The sequence below is a fragment of the Bosea vaviloviae genome, assembly GCF_001741865.1.
Classification (GTDB): Bacteria; Pseudomonadota; Alphaproteobacteria; order Rhizobiales; family Beijerinckiaceae; genus Allobosea; species Allobosea vaviloviae.
Map to the genome: position 1 here is coordinate 5,615,318 of NZ_CP017147.1, position 17,894 is coordinate 5,633,211.

10 protein-coding genes are annotated in these 17,894 nt (G+C 64.2%); 6 read left to right on the forward strand and 4 right to left on the reverse strand.

Translation table 11 applies throughout. The features are described from left to right. Positions 1-8: 8 nt before the first annotated feature. A complete protein-coding gene (locus BHK69_RS25890; RefSeq protein ID WP_148663592.1) occupies positions 9-7,586 on the reverse strand; it encodes a type I polyketide synthase in 7,578 nt (2,525 codons plus the stop codon). A 32-nt stretch (positions 7,587-7,618) separates the two neighbouring features. Continuing rightward, positions 7,619-8,896: a glycosyltransferase family 4 protein gene (locus tag BHK69_RS25895; RefSeq protein WP_148663593.1), complete on the reverse strand. Its 1,278-nt coding sequence runs from the start codon at positions 8,894-8,896 to the stop codon at positions 7,619-7,621. 181 nt (positions 8,897-9,077) lie between these two features. Between BHK69_RS25895 and BHK69_RS25900 the strand changes: the two genes are divergently transcribed. From BHK69_RS25900 to BHK69_RS25910, 3 genes are all read left to right on the forward strand, one after another. Beyond that, on the forward strand, positions 9,078-9,764 hold the full coding sequence (locus BHK69_RS25900) for a CDP-alcohol phosphatidyltransferase family protein (protein ID WP_069692617.1): 687 nt from the start codon (positions 9,078-9,080) through the stop codon (positions 9,762-9,764). Positions 9,765-9,925: 161 nt separating this feature from the next. Beyond that, positions 9,926-10,213, forward strand: a complete 288-nt coding sequence (locus BHK69_RS25905) for a type II toxin-antitoxin system TacA family antitoxin (RefSeq protein WP_069692618.1) — start codon at positions 9,926-9,928, stop codon at positions 10,211-10,213. Next, complete coding sequence (locus tag BHK69_RS25910) at positions 10,210-10,716, forward strand: GNAT family N-acetyltransferase (RefSeq protein ID WP_069692619.1); 507 nt, start codon at positions 10,210-10,212, stop codon at positions 10,714-10,716. The genes BHK69_RS25905 and BHK69_RS25910 overlap by 4 nt, the downstream gene beginning before the upstream one ends. 49 nt (positions 10,717-10,765) lie before the next feature. On the opposite strand, the gene BHK69_RS25915 is transcribed toward BHK69_RS25910, so the two are convergent. After that, the gene (locus BHK69_RS25915) at positions 10,766-12,541 is read right to left on the reverse strand and encodes a WcbI family polysaccharide biosynthesis putative acetyltransferase (protein ID WP_069692620.1); all 1,776 of its coding nucleotides are present in this window, start codon (positions 12,539-12,541) and stop codon (positions 10,766-10,768) included. Between the two features lie 254 nt (positions 12,542-12,795). Here BHK69_RS25915 and BHK69_RS25925 point away from each other — a divergent pair, with 254 nt between their 5' ends. Next, positions 12,796-14,556: a fatty acyl-AMP ligase gene (locus BHK69_RS25925; protein WP_069692622.1), complete on the forward strand. Its 1,761-nt coding sequence runs from the start codon at positions 12,796-12,798 to the stop codon at positions 14,554-14,556. Positions 14,557-14,586: 30 nt separating this feature from the next. After that, positions 14,587-14,868, forward strand: coding sequence for an acyl carrier protein (locus BHK69_RS25930; protein WP_069692623.1), 282 nt, complete (start codon positions 14,587-14,589; stop codon positions 14,866-14,868). A 112-nt stretch (positions 14,869-14,980) separates the two neighbouring features. Here the strand turns inward: BHK69_RS25930 and BHK69_RS25935 are convergent, their stop codons facing one another. Beyond that, a complete protein-coding gene (locus BHK69_RS25935) occupies positions 14,981-15,754 on the reverse strand; it encodes a sterol desaturase family protein (protein ID WP_069692624.1) in 774 nt (257 codons plus the stop codon). Positions 15,755-15,983: 229 nt separating this feature from the next. On the opposite strand from BHK69_RS25935, the gene htpG reads away from it, so the two are divergent. Next, a complete protein-coding gene (gene htpG, locus BHK69_RS25940) occupies positions 15,984-17,858 on the forward strand; it encodes a molecular chaperone HtpG (RefSeq protein WP_069693971.1) in 1,875 nt (624 codons plus the stop codon). Positions 17,859-17,894 lie beyond the last annotated feature (36 nt).

The following is a 17,894-nucleotide window of genomic DNA, read 5'->3' on the forward strand; positions in this document are numbered from 1 at the left end:
GCCCGTGGTCATCGTGCGACACCGCGATTCGACTTGCGGACCATCTGCTCAAGCTCGCTCGCCTCCTCCTGAGACAATTCCATCGTCGAATGCACGCTCGCAAGTCTGACGATCGTCGACTGCATGCTCTCACCCGTGGGTTCTTCGACCTCGCCCTGCGCCTGATTGAGCTGCCCCACGATTGCGGCGGCCATGTCGCCGAGGTTGCGGTCGCCGGCCCCGACCACCGCAATCTGCACGCCGATCGCCGTCTCGAGCGCCATATGGAGCTCCAGCGCCATCAGCGAATCGAGGCCGAGCTCGGCCAGGGGGCGTGCGAGGTCGATCTTGCTTTCCGCCATGCGCAGGATCTCCGCCACCTCGCGCCGCAGGATACCGGTGACGATCTCGATCGCCTCCTCCCGGTTCTTGCCATGCAGGTCCGCAGCCAGTTCCTCCGTCTGACCGCGCCTGGCCTCGCTGTCGAGAAAGCCCAGATCGATGAAAGCCGCGCTCCTCAGCAAGGCCAGCTTCTCGGCTCCGCCTCCCGGGGCGATGCCGGAGAGGAACTGAACCGGTGCGATGCTGTTGCCGAGGCTCAGCAACCGCCCCAGATGCGCGAGCGCCTCGAAAGAACGCATGGGGACGACTCCGGTCGTCCGGCGCAGGCGCTGTCCGAGTTGCTTGTCGCGAGCGACGATCCCGACATCCGAGATCGCACCCCAGCCTATCGCCAAAGCCGGCTTTCCGAGTTCGCGGCGGCGGCGCATGAAGCCTTCGAGAAAGCCATTGGCTGCGACATAAGCGGCCTGCCCCGGGCTGCCCACCAGCGTCGTTGCGGACGAATAAGCCACGAAGAAATCGAGCGGCTGATCACTGGTCGCCTCGTCGAGATTGACGATGCCGTCCACCTTCGTACGCAGGACAGCCTGGAGGCGCGCGGGCGCGAGATTGGCGATCAGCCCGTCATCGAGATGCACGGCGGCATGAACAACGCCGCGAAGCGGGCCATGAGCCTCGGTCAGCCGGGTGACGGCTTCTCGCACCGCCGCGGCATCACCGACATCCAGCGCCTCGACGACGATCTGCGTGCCGCTCGCTCGCATCTCGGCTAGAAGCGGCGCCAGCGTCTCTTCGACCACCCCACGCCGGGACAACAATGCGATATGCGACGCCCCCTTCCGCGCCAGCCATTGCGCCGTCGCGAAGCCGAGACCCGCTGTCCCGCCGACAATGGCATAGAGGCCTGGGCTGACCTTATAGGATAACGACGCGATATCGGCACGCGCCGCGGATGGCGGCCGGATGACGATCTTGCCGACATGCTCGGACGCCTGCATGCTCCGAAACGCCGCGCCGACCTCGTAGGCTTCAAAGCTCCGGTAAGTGAGCGGCCGCAGGGCGCCGCTTCGGAACGCCTCGGAGAGCTTCGACATCATCTCGCGAACCAGGCCTGGATCGGCTGCGAGCAACTCATCGAGATCAATGCCGCTATAGCCGATGTTGCGCAGGAAGGGCCGCAGCGCAAGCTGCGTATTGTCCAGGAAATCGCGCTTGCCGAGCTCGAGAAAGCGGCCGAACGGCTTCAGCAGCTTGAAGCTGGCCAGCATGGCGGAGCCGGCCAGGGAATTGAGCACGATATCGACGCTCCCGACATGCTCCCGGATTTCGCTTGCAAACCGCTCTTGCCGCGAATCGAAAACCTGATCCGCGCCGGCGGCCTTGGCGATGGCGCGCCGCGCTTCGTTGCTGGCCGTGCCCAGAGCCCGCGCCCGATGCAGCCTAGCGATCTGGATGGCCGCAAGGCCGACCCCGCCGGCCGCGCCATGCACCAGCACGTCGTCTCCCGGGCGAATATGGCCCCGCTCCACGAGGGCGTACCAGGCGGTCGCGAAGACGACGGGAATCGTCGCCGCCGCCTCCAGATCGAGCGTGTCGGGAACAGGGAAGAAATGCCAGTCCGGGCAGACAATATGCGAAGCGAAGGCGCCTGCGGCAAAGCCCATCACCGCATCGCCCGGGCGGTGCTGCGTCACTCCGGCTCCGACCCGTACAACCCGCCCCGAGCATTCGAAGCCGAGCGCGGCGCGCGTCAATCCGGCGCCGAGCAGATCGTCGTCCAGAACGCCTAGCCCGACCATCACGTCGCGGTAGTTCAGGCCTGCCGCGACGACCTCGACCTCGATCTCGCCGTCCACGGGCGCACGGCGAGGCTGCCTGTGCCACTCGAAGCCATCCAGCCCCACGCCATCGGCGAAGTGCAGCACAGCGCGCTCGTCCTGGCGAAGGGGCGTGTCGCTGAGCATGCCGCGCCTGATGCGGTTGACCTCGATACCGGTCGGCGTGATCCGCAACTCACGCTCGGCATCATCGAGCGACAAGATCTCGCTGAGGCGCGCGGCCACCGAGGCGCTTTCGACATCGACCAGCCGCAGGTCGATCTCCGGAAACTCATTGATCGCGACCCGCATGAACGCCCAGACGCCGGCATCCTCGCCGGCACGGCCCATGGTGCCGGCGCGCGCGGCCTCGGTCAGGACGACCATTCGGCAGGGGCGCTCGACGCCGCCCAGCAGCTTCAACAGCGCGGCCAACGCCTCGATGCGGGTGGCAAGCCTGCCGCACGGCGTCCTACCCTGCGCCTCCGGCGCGACCACGACCGTCGCACGCTCGCCCGCCGGCAGCGCAGCGAGCCAGGAGTCCAGCGCGTCGATCTGGTCCCGATCGAAGGCTTGCGCCGTCGGCAACCCGTATCGAGCGCGGAGATCGCCGCCTGCAGGCTCTGCCACGATCGCAATGTGGTCTGGCTTCGCCTCGGGAGCCTCACGCCCGCCCGCCCGGGCGCTGGCCAGATTGAGGCCCCCCTCGCCCGTCTGGTGCGTGACGATGTCGGTAGCGCGGGCCGCCTCAAGACGCTGCTGAAGCATATCTGGAACACCGCGGCTGGGACCCTCCCGATCCTGCCAGACAGCAGGGGTCGAGGCGCCAAGCAGGAATGCCAGGTACAGGTCGTCGCTGGGCTCCGCGAGCAAGATCGGCGCAGCCTCAGTCAGAAGGTCGAGCGCACCACTCACTGCCGCATCATTCGTCGCGTGGAACGGCGAGAGCGGCATGCTGAAGCCGATCAGGGCGTCGAAGCCTGCGAAGACGCTCTTCTCGCTACCGTCGAGAACGAGGATATCGAAAAGGCTTCCGACTCCGGGCCAATGCCGTTGCTCTTCGGCTCTTGCAGCGTTCGCGACGGCGAGCGTCACGGAAATCCTGCCCTGCTGCACCAACGCGACCAAGGCTTCGGTCAAACCACCGTTCCAGTCGCCGGCCACGAGAACCCGTAGCTTTCGTGGAGCCGACGCCGTCCACGCAGCGAGCGCCCCCGTAACCACGCGACGCAACGGGACCGAAAGGGTGCACAGGCTCCACTGGTCGTAAGCGAAGCTGGAAGACCGCAGTCCCGCCTTGCCTGTCCGCAGAAACTCCCCGGCTTCGCTCAGCGCCTGCGCCGCAAGCCGTATCTCCCGGTTCGCACGGGGGAAGCGCTGCAGCAGCGTGCCGAGGATCACTTCCGGGGACGGTATGGCGAAGACCTGCGACAGGCGCGTTCCATCGGCCGTGCTGTCCAGGCCGCCAGCCATCGCCAGAATGTCGCGCGCCATTCCAAGGAGAGGCTGGGCCGCCGGCGCTATGGTGCGATCGGCCGCGATTCCCGCAAAGCTGTTGTCCCCGCCGGCCGGCAGCAACGCCTGGCAGAGTGTCCATGCCAGGGATACGGAGAAAGCCTTGAGCAGCAATCCGACCTGCCGGGTTTCCTCCGACCGGCTCGTGCCGTCGTCTTCCCCAACGATTTTGGCCGCAGGCAAGGAAAGCGCACCGATCGCGATGCTTTCCTCCCGAAAGGTCCGTTCCGCCATGAACGGCTTGACCAGGTGCACCGATCGGAAGACCGCCTCCTCGATCGAGGCGACGAGGGCGCCATCCGTGTCGAGCAGCGCCACCGAGAGGGTCTTGAAGCGCTCCGTTTCCCGCAGCAGCTTCGTCACCGAATGCGTTATCGCCGTCCCCGGTTTCCAGATGCGGATGCGCCGGAACCGGATCGGCAGATACGCCTTGCGTTCGCCGTCCCGCTGAGGACGCGCCAGGAACAGGCCGTGAAAGCTCCCGTCCAGCGAAATCGGATGAAGAACATGCAGGTCGTCATAGGCGCCGACGCCGCCTGCCGGAACGATCAGACGGCTTTCACCGACGGTCTCGTCCCGATGCGTCGAGGTAACGATGCGGAACCGTGGTCCGTAACCCAGGCCAGCGCGCTCGGCCGCCGCATAGATTTCCACCGCTTCACTGTGGATGGGTTCGACGACTTTCGGAATCTCAGGCAGTAGCGTCCCGGCGAAGCCCGGCCCGCGCCGGAGCGTTCCGCGGGCGTGCAGGAGCCAATCATTGCCGGCGAAGCGCCGGCGGCTCCAGATCTCGACGGTTTCGGTATGCTCGAAATAGCGGGTCGAAACCTCGCGGGTCTCGTCATCGCCAAATGTCATCGCCCTGGTGATATCGAACTCGCCGAGTTCGAGCGGGACCGATCCCATCATGTCGCCGCCGGCAGCCAACGCCATCTCGATCAGCGCGGAAGCAGGCAGGACGACGCCGCCATCGACCCTGTGATCGTCGAGGTAAGGCAGAAGAACCGGATCGAGCAGGTTGCGCCATTCGAGAGAACCATCCGAGACGCGGGCGCCGAGGAGCGGATGCAGCGGCTCGCTCGCGATCAGGCGGCCATGGGCGCTCAGGGCCTCCGAAGTCGCCTCGAAGCGATACTCCCCCATCTGGAAAGGATAGGGCGGCAGGGGCTCGATGCCGCGCGGCGCATCGCCGAAGACGGCCACCGTGTCGTGCTGCAGCCCATGGGCCGCGATCCGCGCGGCGATCCCCCGGATCGGATCCTGCGCTTCCGGATCGCTCACAGATAACGTCTGCAACAGCGGGTTCTGCGCGTCCCGCGTCCGCAAGGTATCCGAGATCGACCCCAGCAGGATGGCGCGTGGCGCCAGCTCTATGACGGCCGCCTCGGGATATGCGGCCAAAGCCGCTTCCACCGCTTCGACGAAACGAACGGGACGGCGGATATTGTCCCACCAATAGCGTGCATCGAGTTCGTCATGAGCCAGGGGCCGGCCGGTCACGGTCGAGAAGAGCGGCGTATTCGCTACGGACGCGGCGAAGCCTGACAGATCCTCGATGATTTTCGCTTCCACGCCATCGAGCGCTCTGGAGTGGAAGGGATAGTCGACATTCAGCAGCACGCTCGCCACCCGGCGCTGCCGCGCGAGTTGGGCGATGGCGGCAATCTGGTCGGCAGGGCCCGAGAGGGTTACCGAGGCCGCGCTGTTATAGGCGGCGAAATCGACGGCGGGCGCGCCTGCCCCGTCGATCAGATCCTGAACCGATGCCGGGTCTGTCGCCAGCACCAACATGCGCCCCATGCCACGCACGAATTCCTGGTGCTCGCTCCTGATCTGCAGGATGCGGAGCGCATCGGCCCTGGAGATGAAGCCGCAGCACTCGGCCGCGGCGATCTCGCCGACGCTGTGCCCGATCACGGCCAGAGGCTCGACGCCATACTGCTTGAGAACCGCCGACAGGGCCGATTGGACGGCGAAAATCAAGGGCTGGGCGACAGAGGTCTGCTCGAGTTGCTCCATTGAGACGCCATCGCGGAGACGCTCCGCGATCGACCAGCCCGCGAGGGGTTGGTAGAGATGGTCGATCTCGTCGATCTCCCGCCGGAAGGCTGCGTTGCTCTGATAGGCGAGCTTGCCCATCTGCGGGTATTGCCCGCCATTGCCGCTGAAGACGAAGATTGCGCGGCGCGGCGTGCCATGGACGGTCGCGCTGGAGGCTCGACTGTGCTGCAGCGCCCCCCCGCCGAACGCATGAAGAGCCTCAGCAGCGTCGCGCGTCGCGTCGCCCAAAGGCGACAGCGGGATTGCCAGCCGGTGCGGCATGAGCTCGTGCTGATAAGCGAGAGCACTCGCGACCTGCGGCGCCTTGAGCCCCGAAGCAAGGACCCTCGCAATTTGATGCGCACGGAGCTGCAAGGCCTCCGCCGTGCTTGCCGAGACGAGCAGCACTTCGGCCTCGCGTTTCCATAGCGGTCGCGCCGCGATGACCTTCGCCACAGAGGCCGAACGAAGGATCGCATGACCGTTGGTGCCGCCGAAGCCGTAATTGCAGACGCCGGCGAAGATGCTGCCCTCGCGGGCCGACACCGGCAGCGCGCCGGTAATCGGTGTGAGGTTCAGCCCCTCGAAATCGATTGCACTATGCCGGCTGCCGGCAAACAAGGACCGAGGCACCACGCCATGCTCGAGCGCCATGCTGGCCTTCAAAAGCGCCGCTAGCCCTGAAGCCGCCTCCAGGTGACCGATATTCGATTTGACCGAGCCAATCGGCAGAGGTGCGGAGCGCCGTTTCCCCAGCCCCTCACCAATCGCGGCAGCCTCGATGGGGTCGCCGATCTTCGTTCCGGTCCCGTGCGCCTCGACGAAGGCGAGGTTTTCGGGGTCTATCTGCGCCGCCGCATAGACAGTCTCGATGAGCTGCTGCTGTGATTGTTGCGAAGGCAGCGAAATGCCGTTCGTACGACCATCGGAATTCGTAGCGGCGGCGACGACGATGCTGCGCACACGCCGGCCCGGCACGGATGCGTCGGATAATCGCTGCAGAACCAGAACGACCGCGCCCTCTGAGCGAACATAGCCATCAGCCTCGTCGGAAAACGGCCGGCAGAGCCCGGTCGGCGAAAGCATGCGCGCTTGCGAAAAGCCGATGAACGGCACCGGCGAAAGCAGCATATTCACGCCGCCGACGATCGCCATGTCGACATCGCCGGCGCGCAGGGCAGCCATCGCCTGGGCAAGCGCGACGAAGGAGGAGGAGCACGCCGTGTCGACGGTGAAGCTCGGACCTTTCAGATCGAAGACATAAGATACCCTGTTTGCGAAGATCGACAGGGCATTGCCAGTCATGAAATGGCTGCCGATCACCGCCGGATCGAACGCCCCCACGCTTTGATAATCAGCGGCCGATGCGCCGACATACACGCCCACATTCTGGCCGGCCACGGATGAGGGCGGCAAACCGGCATCCTCAAACGCCCGCCAGGTCGCGCAGAGCAGCAGGCGCTGCTGCGGATCCATCTGCTGCGCCTCTCGCGGCGAAATGCCAAAAGGGATGGGATCGAACGCAAAGGCGTCGTCGAGATAGCCACCCGCAAACGTATAGGAGAAACCGGCTGTCGGCTTGCCGGGCCTCAGGAAGCGCTCGACATTCCACCGCCCATGGGGACGCGGCGAGATCACATTGCGCTCTGCCAGTAATAACTTCCAGAATTCTTCGAGCGAGCTCGCCCCCGGAAGTATACAGGAGGCGCCGAAGATGGCTACCTCCTCGGCAGGCGGCTGGATTGAACGAGGCATGAAGTTACCGAGCTGTCCTGGCGTCTCTCTCAATCGCAACCGATCGGTCGCCCCCGTCCCGACATTGACCAGCCGTTCAACTGACCGATAAGCAAAAGAGCGGCCAATGACAATCCGCGAAAAACGGGCTTCTCTCAACCGGCGGTTTTCTTCGAGGACAACAACGCCAGCTAACGCCCCCCCTCGCTCTCGATCATTCGAATGAAGGCCGAGAGTGTCGCGAAATACTCGCTCCACGTGTAGGGAGAAAAGTCCCGGGAGAGGCGTGTCGGCGCCGCGTTGTCGTCCATGAAACGCAGAATCGCCTTTTCCCAACCAGGGCCGTCGATCGGATCGACGAAAACCGTCGCGGGATGGGCGACTTCGCGATGCGCGGGGATGTCAGACGCCACCACGGGCGTACCGACCGAAGCGGCCTCGACAACCGGCAAGCCGAATCCTTCGATGAACGAGGGCATGAGCAAAGCGTGGGCACCGCTGATCAATCGCTTCAGCGCTGGCGTCGAAAGGCCACTGACGATGTGAATATGCGCGCTGACCGCGCCGGAACGCTGCATTCCGTCGCGAATCTGCTGTCCCTGCCAGCCCGCTGCCCCTGCGACGACCAGATGAGGCGTCGCTTGTCCGAGCTTGCGGTGGAGACGCTTCCAGACCTCGAGCAGCAATGCGTGGTTCTTGCGCGGCTCGATGGCTCCGCACACCACAAAGTAAGCAATGCCGGCGAGTGCGGGCTCTGGATCGGGCGGCTCGCGAAACAGCGCCGGCACGGGCAATGGCAGTGCAAGCGTCGGCAGCGCATGCGCTCCCCGGCGGCCCAGCTCCGCTTGGACAGCGGCCTGCGCAGTGCGGGTCGTCACGATCACGCCCGCAGCGCGCCGCGCCGTTTGGTCGACCATGGCCGAGTGCCCCTTCGCCGCGGTCGCCGACACGTATTCGGGCGTTTCCAGGGGGATCACGTCATGCAGCATGAAGATCGGCCGTATGTCGGGACGGCGGTCCAGCCAGCGCAGCAGGAGCGGAAATGCGAGCCCGATCTGCCCGATATTGACATAAACCGTACCGGGCTTGAGCGCGTCGCTGTCGCCCAATCCGAACCCGGTCGCCCGCAGCAACGACGTCATCCTTTGCGCAAGAGCAAGGGAACTGCCCGCAGGCCGCCGCGAGGGAGCCGCCTGGCCTTGCAGGCGCAGCTTCAGATGGCTCCAGGCTTCGTCCTCGTCATGCCGCTTGTTTTCGGACCAAAGCTCCTCCAGCCGGGTCAATCCGCGCAGAACGCGCTCCCGTGGAAAAGCCCGGACACCCCAGGCCGTCGGAAGCAACGCGCAGCATTCTTCGCTCGAATCCTGGAAGAAATGGCGTGCATAAGCCAGTTCTACCCGGTCGATTCCGCGAGGAGTCAGCGACAACGGTCCGAGGAACAATCGTGTCGCATCATACGCGATCGGCACAGCGCGGTCCTACTTTACGGTGGGCTGAACAGGGTTGGGGTCGACGTGGATCGCGTCTCAAGAATGGGGACTTTAGCTGCAGCATATTCGTCGTGGTTCGTGCGCGCCGCGACACCCTTGAAACGGTCGCCATGCTCAGTGATAGGTGGCTTCGATATTTCCGCCAACACAGCAGACATCATTGATTCGGATCCATAACAGCCTTGTAGGCGGTGTCGAGCGGCAGGCGCTGGCTTGGCTCGTCAGGCGCATTCCTGCGCGTGTCACCCCTGATGGCCTGACAGCCTTTGGTATCTTTGGTGCCTTCGTGACCCTTGTCAGCTATGCGCTGACAGCTTGGTCACCCGCCTTTCTTTGGTTGGCCTCGCTTGGCCTGGTGTTTCACTGGTTCGGCGATTCGCTCGATGGCAGCCTTGCGCGTTTCAGGAAGATCGAGCGGCCGAGATACGGGTATTTTCTCGATCAGACGATCGACGTGATCGGCAATCTCCTGATCTGCGTAGGGATGGGGCTGACGGCCTATGTTCGTATGGACGCGGCGCTGCTCGCGATGGCGGGCTACCATGCCTTGTCGATCTACTCGCTCGTGCGCGCCTGCGTTTCCGGCGAATTCCACGTTTCGCTTGCCGGGACGGGACCGACCGAGACGCGGTTGCTCATCATCATGATGAACACGATGATCTTCTTTTTTGGCGCGCCTCAGTTCGTGGTCAGCGGTGTCGCGATGACATGGTGCGACGTCACGGTATTCCTGATGGCCGCCGGCTATTTCGTCACCTTTGGCTATTTTCTGGCGAGTTACGCCAGCGAGCTCGCGCGGGAAGAACCCAGCCGCGCGGAGACTTCGTCGGAAGGCACGCGCAGCTAGGCTTCGCGCAGCTCGCGAGAACGTGTCGCTTCGATCTTCATTCGCACCATGCGAAGCGTCTAGCGCTACACATATCAAGGAGATTCGCTGTCACGTAAGAGGTAAATGGTTTTCTTGAAATGTCCGGTAAATTACCGTACATTATAGAGAGGAGAAAATCAATGCCCCAGACGACCACGCGTTCCACCCGCCTTGAAGCGCGGATCTCGCCGGACGCACTTACCGTCCTGAAGCGGGCCGCTGAAATCCAAGGGCGCAGCCTTAGCGACTTTGTCGTGGCGGCAGCCCAGGAGGCAGCACAGAAGACGATCGCTGAAACGCAGATCATCCGGCTTTCCGTCGACGACCAACGCGCACTTGCGCAATCACTACTCAATCCGCCCGTGCCTACACCCGCTTTGCACGGTGCCCGCGACGCCCATCACCGCTTGGTGCTGGATTCGCAGTGACGGCCTCATTCGTTATTCAGTCCCTTGCGCCCGAACACGATCGCCTGGCTTTTTCCTGCGGCGTCGATGCGCTCGACCGCTATCTGCAGAACCAAGCCAGCCAGGACGTGCGCCGCCATATCTCTAACTGCTTCGTCGCGTCCCCGGTGGAGAGCGCCGCCATCGCCGGGTACTATATGCTGGCGGCCGCCAGCGTGCCGGTGCTCGATCTACCTGAAGCCGAAACCAAGCGCCTGCCGCGCTATCCTGTGCTTCCGACGGCTCTGATCGGCAGGCTCGCCGTTGATCGCCAGTACCGCAGGCGGAATCTTGGTGGCGCACTCCTGTTCGACGCGATCCAGCGTGCGGCGCGCGCCGAGCCTGCGGTATTCGCGATGATCGTGGACGCCAAGGACGAAGACGCCGCGGCTTTCTACCAACATTTTGGGTTTATGCCTTTCGCCAACCGACCGATGAGCCTGTTCCTGCCCGTCGCCACAGCGATGAAGCTGCTGAAGATCTGACTGATGACTGCAGCGTATCGACTAATCCCATGACCTATAGACGGGCATTCTAGCCATAGTAGGAGATATACTTCCTGACATACTCCTCCCAGGTGATCCACTCGCCGCGGACAAGGTATGTCCGCTGGGCATCGGCCCATTTGACTCCGAGGGCGGCCGCGACCTTGGGGTGGACCGGAACCTGCAATCGGCGCAGCGAGTTCAGCGAGCCCGGCAGCCAGAAATGCAGGGAGAGGCCGAGCTCTCGGGTCACATGCTTCACCAGCATCTTCATGATCGCGCCATTCGGATGGGCCGTGGTGTAGAACACCTGCCTGTTCCTGAAGTTGTCGAGGATATAGGCGCCGATACCGACTGTGAATTTGCGGTCCATCTCCTCCAGGCGGCGCTCTTCGAACGTATGAAGACGCTTGAAATCGACCACGCGTTCGATCTGCAGCGATTCATAGGCCTTGAAGCGGCGTTCATGATCGGGGAGTTCCTTTCGCAAGCGCGCCAGCAGCCCGTCGAAATAGGTGAACTCGAAATTCGGGAAATCGCGATTGCGCGCCAGCTTGTCGTCCGGCCCGTTGAAGGCGTCGAAGGGCCAGAGCGAGGCAAAGCGAACGCATGGGTAGCGCAAGGTCGGCAACTGTTCCGGCACATAGTCACGCAACGGATATTGCTCCCATTCCCGGATGTCCTGGATCAGCAGCATGTCGCACTCCTCCAGGTCCCGTCGCCCCTGCTCGTGCAGATAGGCAGGCAACTCCATGTAGTGGTGCTTGACCGAGAACTGGCGCGAGAAGCCGGAATGGTCGCGCAACGCCTCAGCCAGCAGGTTGCCCTGGCAATTGCCGAAAATCACGATCCGTTTCTTCGTCGGATGGTAGGCGAGCCGCGGCTGATCCCGCTCCAGCATGGAAGGCACCACGACCTGCGGGGACAGCCTGTGCAGGTCGAACGATCTCAGCAGGAGCGAGGCATTGCGGAAATGGCGTATCCGGAAATCGATGGCGCGCGGGACACCGACATCCATGCTCAGATCCATCGGCACGCCGAACTCGAACGAGACATGGCCTTTCGCGAGATCGCTCGCGTTGAACCGGCCGAGGCCGAGCGGGGTGCCGTCGCGGGTCCTGACGGCGATCTCGAGAGCCGGATCCGCCTGGCGCCGCGCGCCCTTGAGATCGCAGGCCAGATCGACGCGATAGGTCCCCATCGGGAGGCGCAGGGTCGCCGAACTGCGGCCAAGTTTCAGCCAGTTGATCGAGACCGGAGACAAGCTCACGCCGCCAGGGCGCGGCAAGGTGCGCAACCGCCCCAGCAGCCGCCAGGCCTCGATTGCCGCAGGCTGGCTGTCCGCGGGATCGCCCGGCGCCTCGCTGTGCAGCGTGACGTCGAGCATCGTCAGCCAGGCGTTCCCGAAATGGCTGTAGCGGAACTCGAAGGGCGCGTCGGCCCCGCCCTCGATGCTCAGATCCGACGGCACGTCGAACGTCACGCTCTGCTCGCCGCTACGCAGATCCGCCGCGGTGAAATCACGCCAGGCGCACAGAATCCGGTTTTGCGCGACGACTTCGAGGCCGAGCACGGGGTGATCGCCTTGCAACGGCATCCGCACCCCACAGCGGAAGGAGATGCGATATCGCCCCTGCGCAAGGCGCAGGAACGGGCCATAGAGGAACGTTCGCGCCGGTATCAGCAGGAGGACGGAAACGGAACCATCGGCCCAGCGCCGTGCCGGCTCATGCACTTCCATCGACGGAAGCAGCCGCCACGCATCGGCAGACGGGCGCTCCTGCTCCGTCCCTTGCGTCATTCCGGCTGCAGCCGTCGCGCTCATCGTCTGTTCCGCCAGATTTGATCCCGCAACCGCATGTCGTCTAACATCACTTGCAGGTATCACTTGCAAGCGTATGCAGCGGACGATCAGAAGCTTGTCGATGTTGACCACCGATCCGGACAAGCTTCACTCGACCAGCCTCCTTTTACATGCCAATCGCGTGCCGGGCGCCATCCTGGACGGCTCCGCGGAGGCCGGTCGCAAAGCCCCGCCCCCTCGGCAATCAGCGATGCTTCCTTTCAAGACAGGGTGAGATGCGCGGATTTTCGTCCCTTGCCGAGGTATTGCAGCACCAGGCCGTCCAACGACCCGATGTCGCTGCGGTGACGGTCTATTCCGACCGACCGGGTGAACGGCCATCGTTGACCTTCGCAGGGCTCCATGCGCAGGCCGCTTGCCTGGCGGACCAGTTGGCCGCGCAGACCGTGCCCGGAGACCGGGCCTTGCTGATTTTCCCGTCCTGCCTGGAATTCGTCGTCGCCTATTTCGCCTGTCTCATGGCCGGCGTGGTGGCGGTGCCGATGATGCCGCCGCGCCGCAATGCGAATCACGATGCCAGTGCGGCCATCATGGCCGACTGTACGCCGCGCCTGGCGCTCAGCCCTACCAAGGATTCCGATCCGCGTGGCACATTAAGGGAGCGCCTGACTGAGCGAGGCATACGCCACGTCCCGGTCGCCCTGGCGCCCGAACCGGTCGTGGCTCGAGGGTGGCTCCGCGACGCCACGGAACTCGCTTTCCTGCAATACACCTCCGGCTCCACCTCGACGCCCAAGGGGGTGATGGTCAGCCATAAGAACCTGCTCGACAATCTCGAGATGATGCGGGCGCGCCTCGGCAATCACACGGATTCGGCGCATGTGAGCTGGATCCCGCTGTATCACGACCTCGGCCTCATCATGAACCTGCTGCAGCCGATCTATCTCGGTGCGCCTTGCGTCCTGATGACTCCTTCGGGCTTCATGCACCGGCCGCTGAACTGGCTGCGGGCAATCCATGAACATGGAGCCGAGGTCGCTGCCGCCCCGAATTTCGCCTATGATTTATGCGTTGATCGCTTCCGGTCGGAGCAGATGGAAGGCGTCGACCTCAGCAGCTGGAAGATTGCCCTCAACGGCGCCGAGCCGGTGCGGGCCGCCACGCTCGAGCGCTTCACCGCCACCTTCGAGCCCTATGGTTTCGACGCTCGCGCGATGCGCCCGGCCTATGGCCTCGCCGAAGCCACCCTGCTGGTCAGTGCAGCGGACCGAGGAGCCGAAACGCGCATCCGCGACGTCAGCGCCAGCGGTTTGAAGGACGCTCGTGTCGCAGCGCCCGAACATCTCGACGATATCTCCCGGATCGCAAGCTGCGGTTCCGCCATGGCCGGCTTGTCTCTGGCCGTCGTCGATCCGGAGACAAGGCGCCGGCTGCCGCCGGGCCGGATCGGTGAGATCTGGCTTCAAGCCTCTTCGGTCGCCTGCGGCTATTGGGAGCGCCCCGCCGAAAGCGAGGCGACCTTTCGCGCCCGCATCGAGGCGGATTCGGAGCGTCCACCCGGGCAAGAGAATAGCTGGCTACGCACCGGAGATCTCGGCCATATCGACACCGATGGCGAACTCTATGTCGTCGGGCGCCTGAAGGATGTGATGATCGTCAGGGGGGTCAATCATTACCCGCAGGACATCGAGGCGACCGTTGCTGCCAGCCATCCGTCCCTGCGGCGGGACCACGGCGCGGCCTTTGCGATCCTCGATGATGAGGGCGCCGAGCTAATCGTCGTCGTGCAGGAAGTTGAACGAACGCAGCGACACAGCCTCTCGGCTCCCGAGGTGGCGGCTGCCGTGCAGGCGGCCGTGGTGAACAACCACGATATCGCCCTGCACAAGATCGTGCTGATCCGGCCGGGAACGCTGCCAAAGACGACCAGCGGCAAGATCCAGCGCAGCCTCACCAAGCGGCGCTGGCTGGATGGGGAGCTGGAACCATGGAACAGCGCCAACCAGCCCGCCGATCAGCCCGCCGATTCGCATTGACGTTTCGCGTCGGTCGCCGCAGTCGAGATCATGGACCCGGCCTCACTCGCTGACAGGATCTTCATGCCTTCGGATTCCGAAACGGAGCAGTTCTGCAAATCATGTCTGGCTGAGATGCTCGACATCGACGAGAACGAGATTCTGCCTTCTACGACATTCGCCAGCCTGGGCCTGGATTCAGCTGCAGCTGTCCATTTCGTCCTGGAGACCGAGCAGAGGATAGGGATCGAGCTCTATCCGGGCGTCACCCACGACTATCCGACCGTCGCGGAATTCGCCGCCTATCTCGGCCGACGCGTCGGGACTTCCTGACATCGGCTCCTGGAGCATTGCGGTTGCCCGCCGCTATCAGAAGGCCGCAGCATCTTTGCCGGCAAATTAAAAACCGATCGTAAGGCAAAGCCGGAACTCCGCGGCGCAGCCCTCAGCGCCGTTCCGGCCCCATCTGAGGCTGCGGCGACGCAGCCACATCTCCCGCCTCGAAGGTCTTGAGCGTTTCATCGTAACGCGGATGCAGCGTGCCCATCCAGCGGTCCCAAAACGAAAACGTATGCCCGAAATTGAATCGAAAAGTTCCATGATGCTGGTCGTGGAACACTGTGCTGGCGAGCGGCCAGGGGGAGCGTCCAGCAGGTGAAGCGAAGTGCTCGTAACCCGCATGGCCCAGCATGCCGCTGATTTGATCATAGAGCTTCTGCAAGACCAGCATCTGCCAGGGCATCGGCAGGACGAAGACGACGAGCGCGTAATAGGCTTGGTTCAGCAGCGCTTCGACGAAGCTTTCGTGATGATTGCTCCAGACGGTCGGCGCCACGCTCTTATGGTGCAGAGCGTGGAAGCGATAGAAGGGCTTGCGGTGCAGGAGGCGGTGAACCCAGTAGAACCAGGCATCGTACAGCACGACCGAAGCGAGGAGCATCAGCGGACCCGACCACCAGGAGAGTTCGAGCGGCGCAATCGTCCAGCCTTGCTGCTGGGCGAAGAGGCCGAACACGAAGCAGCTTGTCAGCGTCAATATCGACACCGGCGCCTGCTTGAGTTCCTGCCATTTGCGATTGTTCACGCGATCCTTCTGAATGCGCCGCTCGGGATGGCGTGCATTCATGATTTCGAAAAACAGGCCGGTCAGCAGCATGACCAGCACGATGGCGCCGACGACGATGGCAAAAAGCGAAAGGAACGCGATGAGAAGCGTCACGGTCTGAACTGGCCTCTGGCAATCTGCTCTTCTGCGACCAAGGCTAGTCTGCTGCGGAAAATGTCGCCAGCCCTCGGGTCGGGGAATGTGCGGAACGCTTGAGCACGTAACCCAGAGCCCCTAGCAACCTCTAGGACGACGCTGCAAATGGCCTGACGCACCTTGAAACCGCGCCGCTTTGCGGCCAAATCGCTGGCGCGACGATGATCCGTTCAAAGAGCTTTTCAGCATGACCACGACCACCACCGAGAACCGCAGTTTCGAAGCCGACGTCTCGCGCCTGCTCCATATGATGGTGCATTCGGTCTATTCGGACCGGGACGTCTTCCTGCGCGAATTGATCTCCAACGCCGCCGATGCCTGCGAGAAGCTGCGTTACGAGGCGATCGCCAGGCCGGAGCTGATCGGCGAGGATCCCAGGCTCGCGATCACGATTGCCGCCGATGCCGAGGCCGGGACGCTCTCGATCGCCGATAACGGCATCGGCATGACCCGCGACGAGATGATCGAGGCGCTCGGCACGATCGCCCGTTCCGGCACCCGCGCCTTCATGGATCGCGTCGAGGCAGCCCAGGGCAAGGAGGGCGCGCAACTCATCGGCCAGTTCGGCGTCGGCTTCTATTCGGCCTTCATGGTGGCGGGCCAGGTCGAGGTCGTCAGCCGCCACGCCGGCAGCGAGGAAGCCTGGCGCTGGTCCTCCGACGGCAAGGGCGAGTTCTCCGTTGCGCCGGCCGCGTTGGAGGAAGCTCCCGCCCGCGGCACGCGCGTCACCCTCTCGCTGCTCGACGACGCCAAGAGCTATGCCGAACGCTGGACGCTGGAACGCATCGTCAAGGCGCAGTCCGGCCATGTCCCGGTGCCGATCTCCCTTGTCGAGAAGCCCGGCGCTGAGGCAACCTCGCTCGCCGACGGAGCCGCGCTCTGGACCCGGCCGAAAAGCGAGATCAAGCCCGAGGATTATGCCGACTTCTACCGCAGCGTGGCGGGCCAGTACGACGAGCCCGCCGCGACGATCCATTTCCGCGCCGAGGGGCGCCACGAATATACCGCGCTCGCCTTCGTGCCGGGCGGCAAGCCGTTCGATCTCTTCGACGCCGACCGCAAGGGCCGGATGAAGCTCTATGTGAAGCGCGTCTTCATCACCGATGAAGCTGAGCTCCTACCGCGCTATCTGCGCTTCGTGCGCGGCCTCGTCGACACCGCCGACCTGCCGCTCAACGTCTCGCGCGAGATGATCCAGGACAGCCCGCTGCTGGGCGCCATCAAGAAGGGCGTGACCAGCCGCATCCTCACCGATCTCGGCAAGCTCGCGGAGCAGGATGGCGAGGCCTTCACCGGGATCTGGGAGAATTTCGGCCCGGTCATCAAGGAAGGCCTCTACGAGGATTTCGAGCGGCGCGAACAGTTGCTCGGCCTCGCGCGCTTCAAGACCACCACCTCCGGCGAAAGCTGGCGCAGCCTCAAGGACTATGTCGCGGCGCTGAAGGAGAACCAGACGGCGATCTACTACATCGCCGGCGACGATCCCGCGCGCATTGCCGCCTCGCCCCAGCTCGAGGGCTTCCGCGCCCGCGGCATCGAAGTCCTGCTGCTGAGCGACCCGGTCGACAGCTTCTGGGTGTCGAACGCGCCCGACCATGACGGCAAGCCGTTCAAATCCGTGACGCAGGGCGCGGCCGATCTCGGCCTGATCCCGCTGCTCGACGGCGAGGCGAAGCCGCAGCTCGAAACCAGCGCCGAAGTCACGGCGCTGCTTAGCGTGATGAAGCAGACGCTGGCGGCTGAGGTCGAGGATGTCCGCGCCTCCGACCGCTTGACCGACAGCGCGGTCTGCCTGGTTGCGACCGATAAGGGCCCCGACCGCCAGTTCGAGCGCCTGCTCTCCGCCGCCGGCCGCCTCGACGGCGCCGCCAAGCCGGTCCTCGAGGTCAATCCGCAGCACGACCTGATCATCCGCCTCGCCGGATCGCAGGACGAGCCGCTGCGCAGCGACATCGCCCATCTGCTCCTCGATGAGGCGCGCATCCTCGATGGCGAGCGGCCGAGCGACGCCAAGGCCTTCTCCGATCGCCTGACCCGGCTGATCGCCAAGGGGCTGGCCTGAACCCGGCCCTCCAGGCGCTGTTCAGGCGAAGTTGAA

What these genes read in the sequence shown, in the direction of transcription:
- BHK69_RS25930 (WP_069692623.1), top strand. Translation starts at nt 14,587, where the DNA reads ATGGACCCGGCCTCACTCGCTGACAGGATCTTCATGCCTTCGGATTCC.
- BHK69_RS25925 (WP_069692622.1), top strand. Translation starts at nt 12,796, where the DNA reads ATGCGCGGATTTTCGTCCCTTGCCGAGGTATTGCAGCACCAGGCCGTC.
- htpG (WP_069693971.1), top strand. Translation starts at nt 15,984, where the DNA reads ATGACCACGACCACCACCGAGAACCGCAGTTTCGAAGCCGACGTCTCG.
- BHK69_RS25905 (WP_069692618.1), top strand. Translation starts at nt 9,926, where the DNA reads ATGCCCCAGACGACCACGCGTTCCACCCGCCTTGAAGCGCGGATCTCG.
- BHK69_RS25915 (WP_069692620.1), bottom strand. Translation starts at nt 12,541, where the DNA reads ATGAGCGCGACGGCTGCAGCCGGAATGACGCAAGGGACGGAGCAGGAG.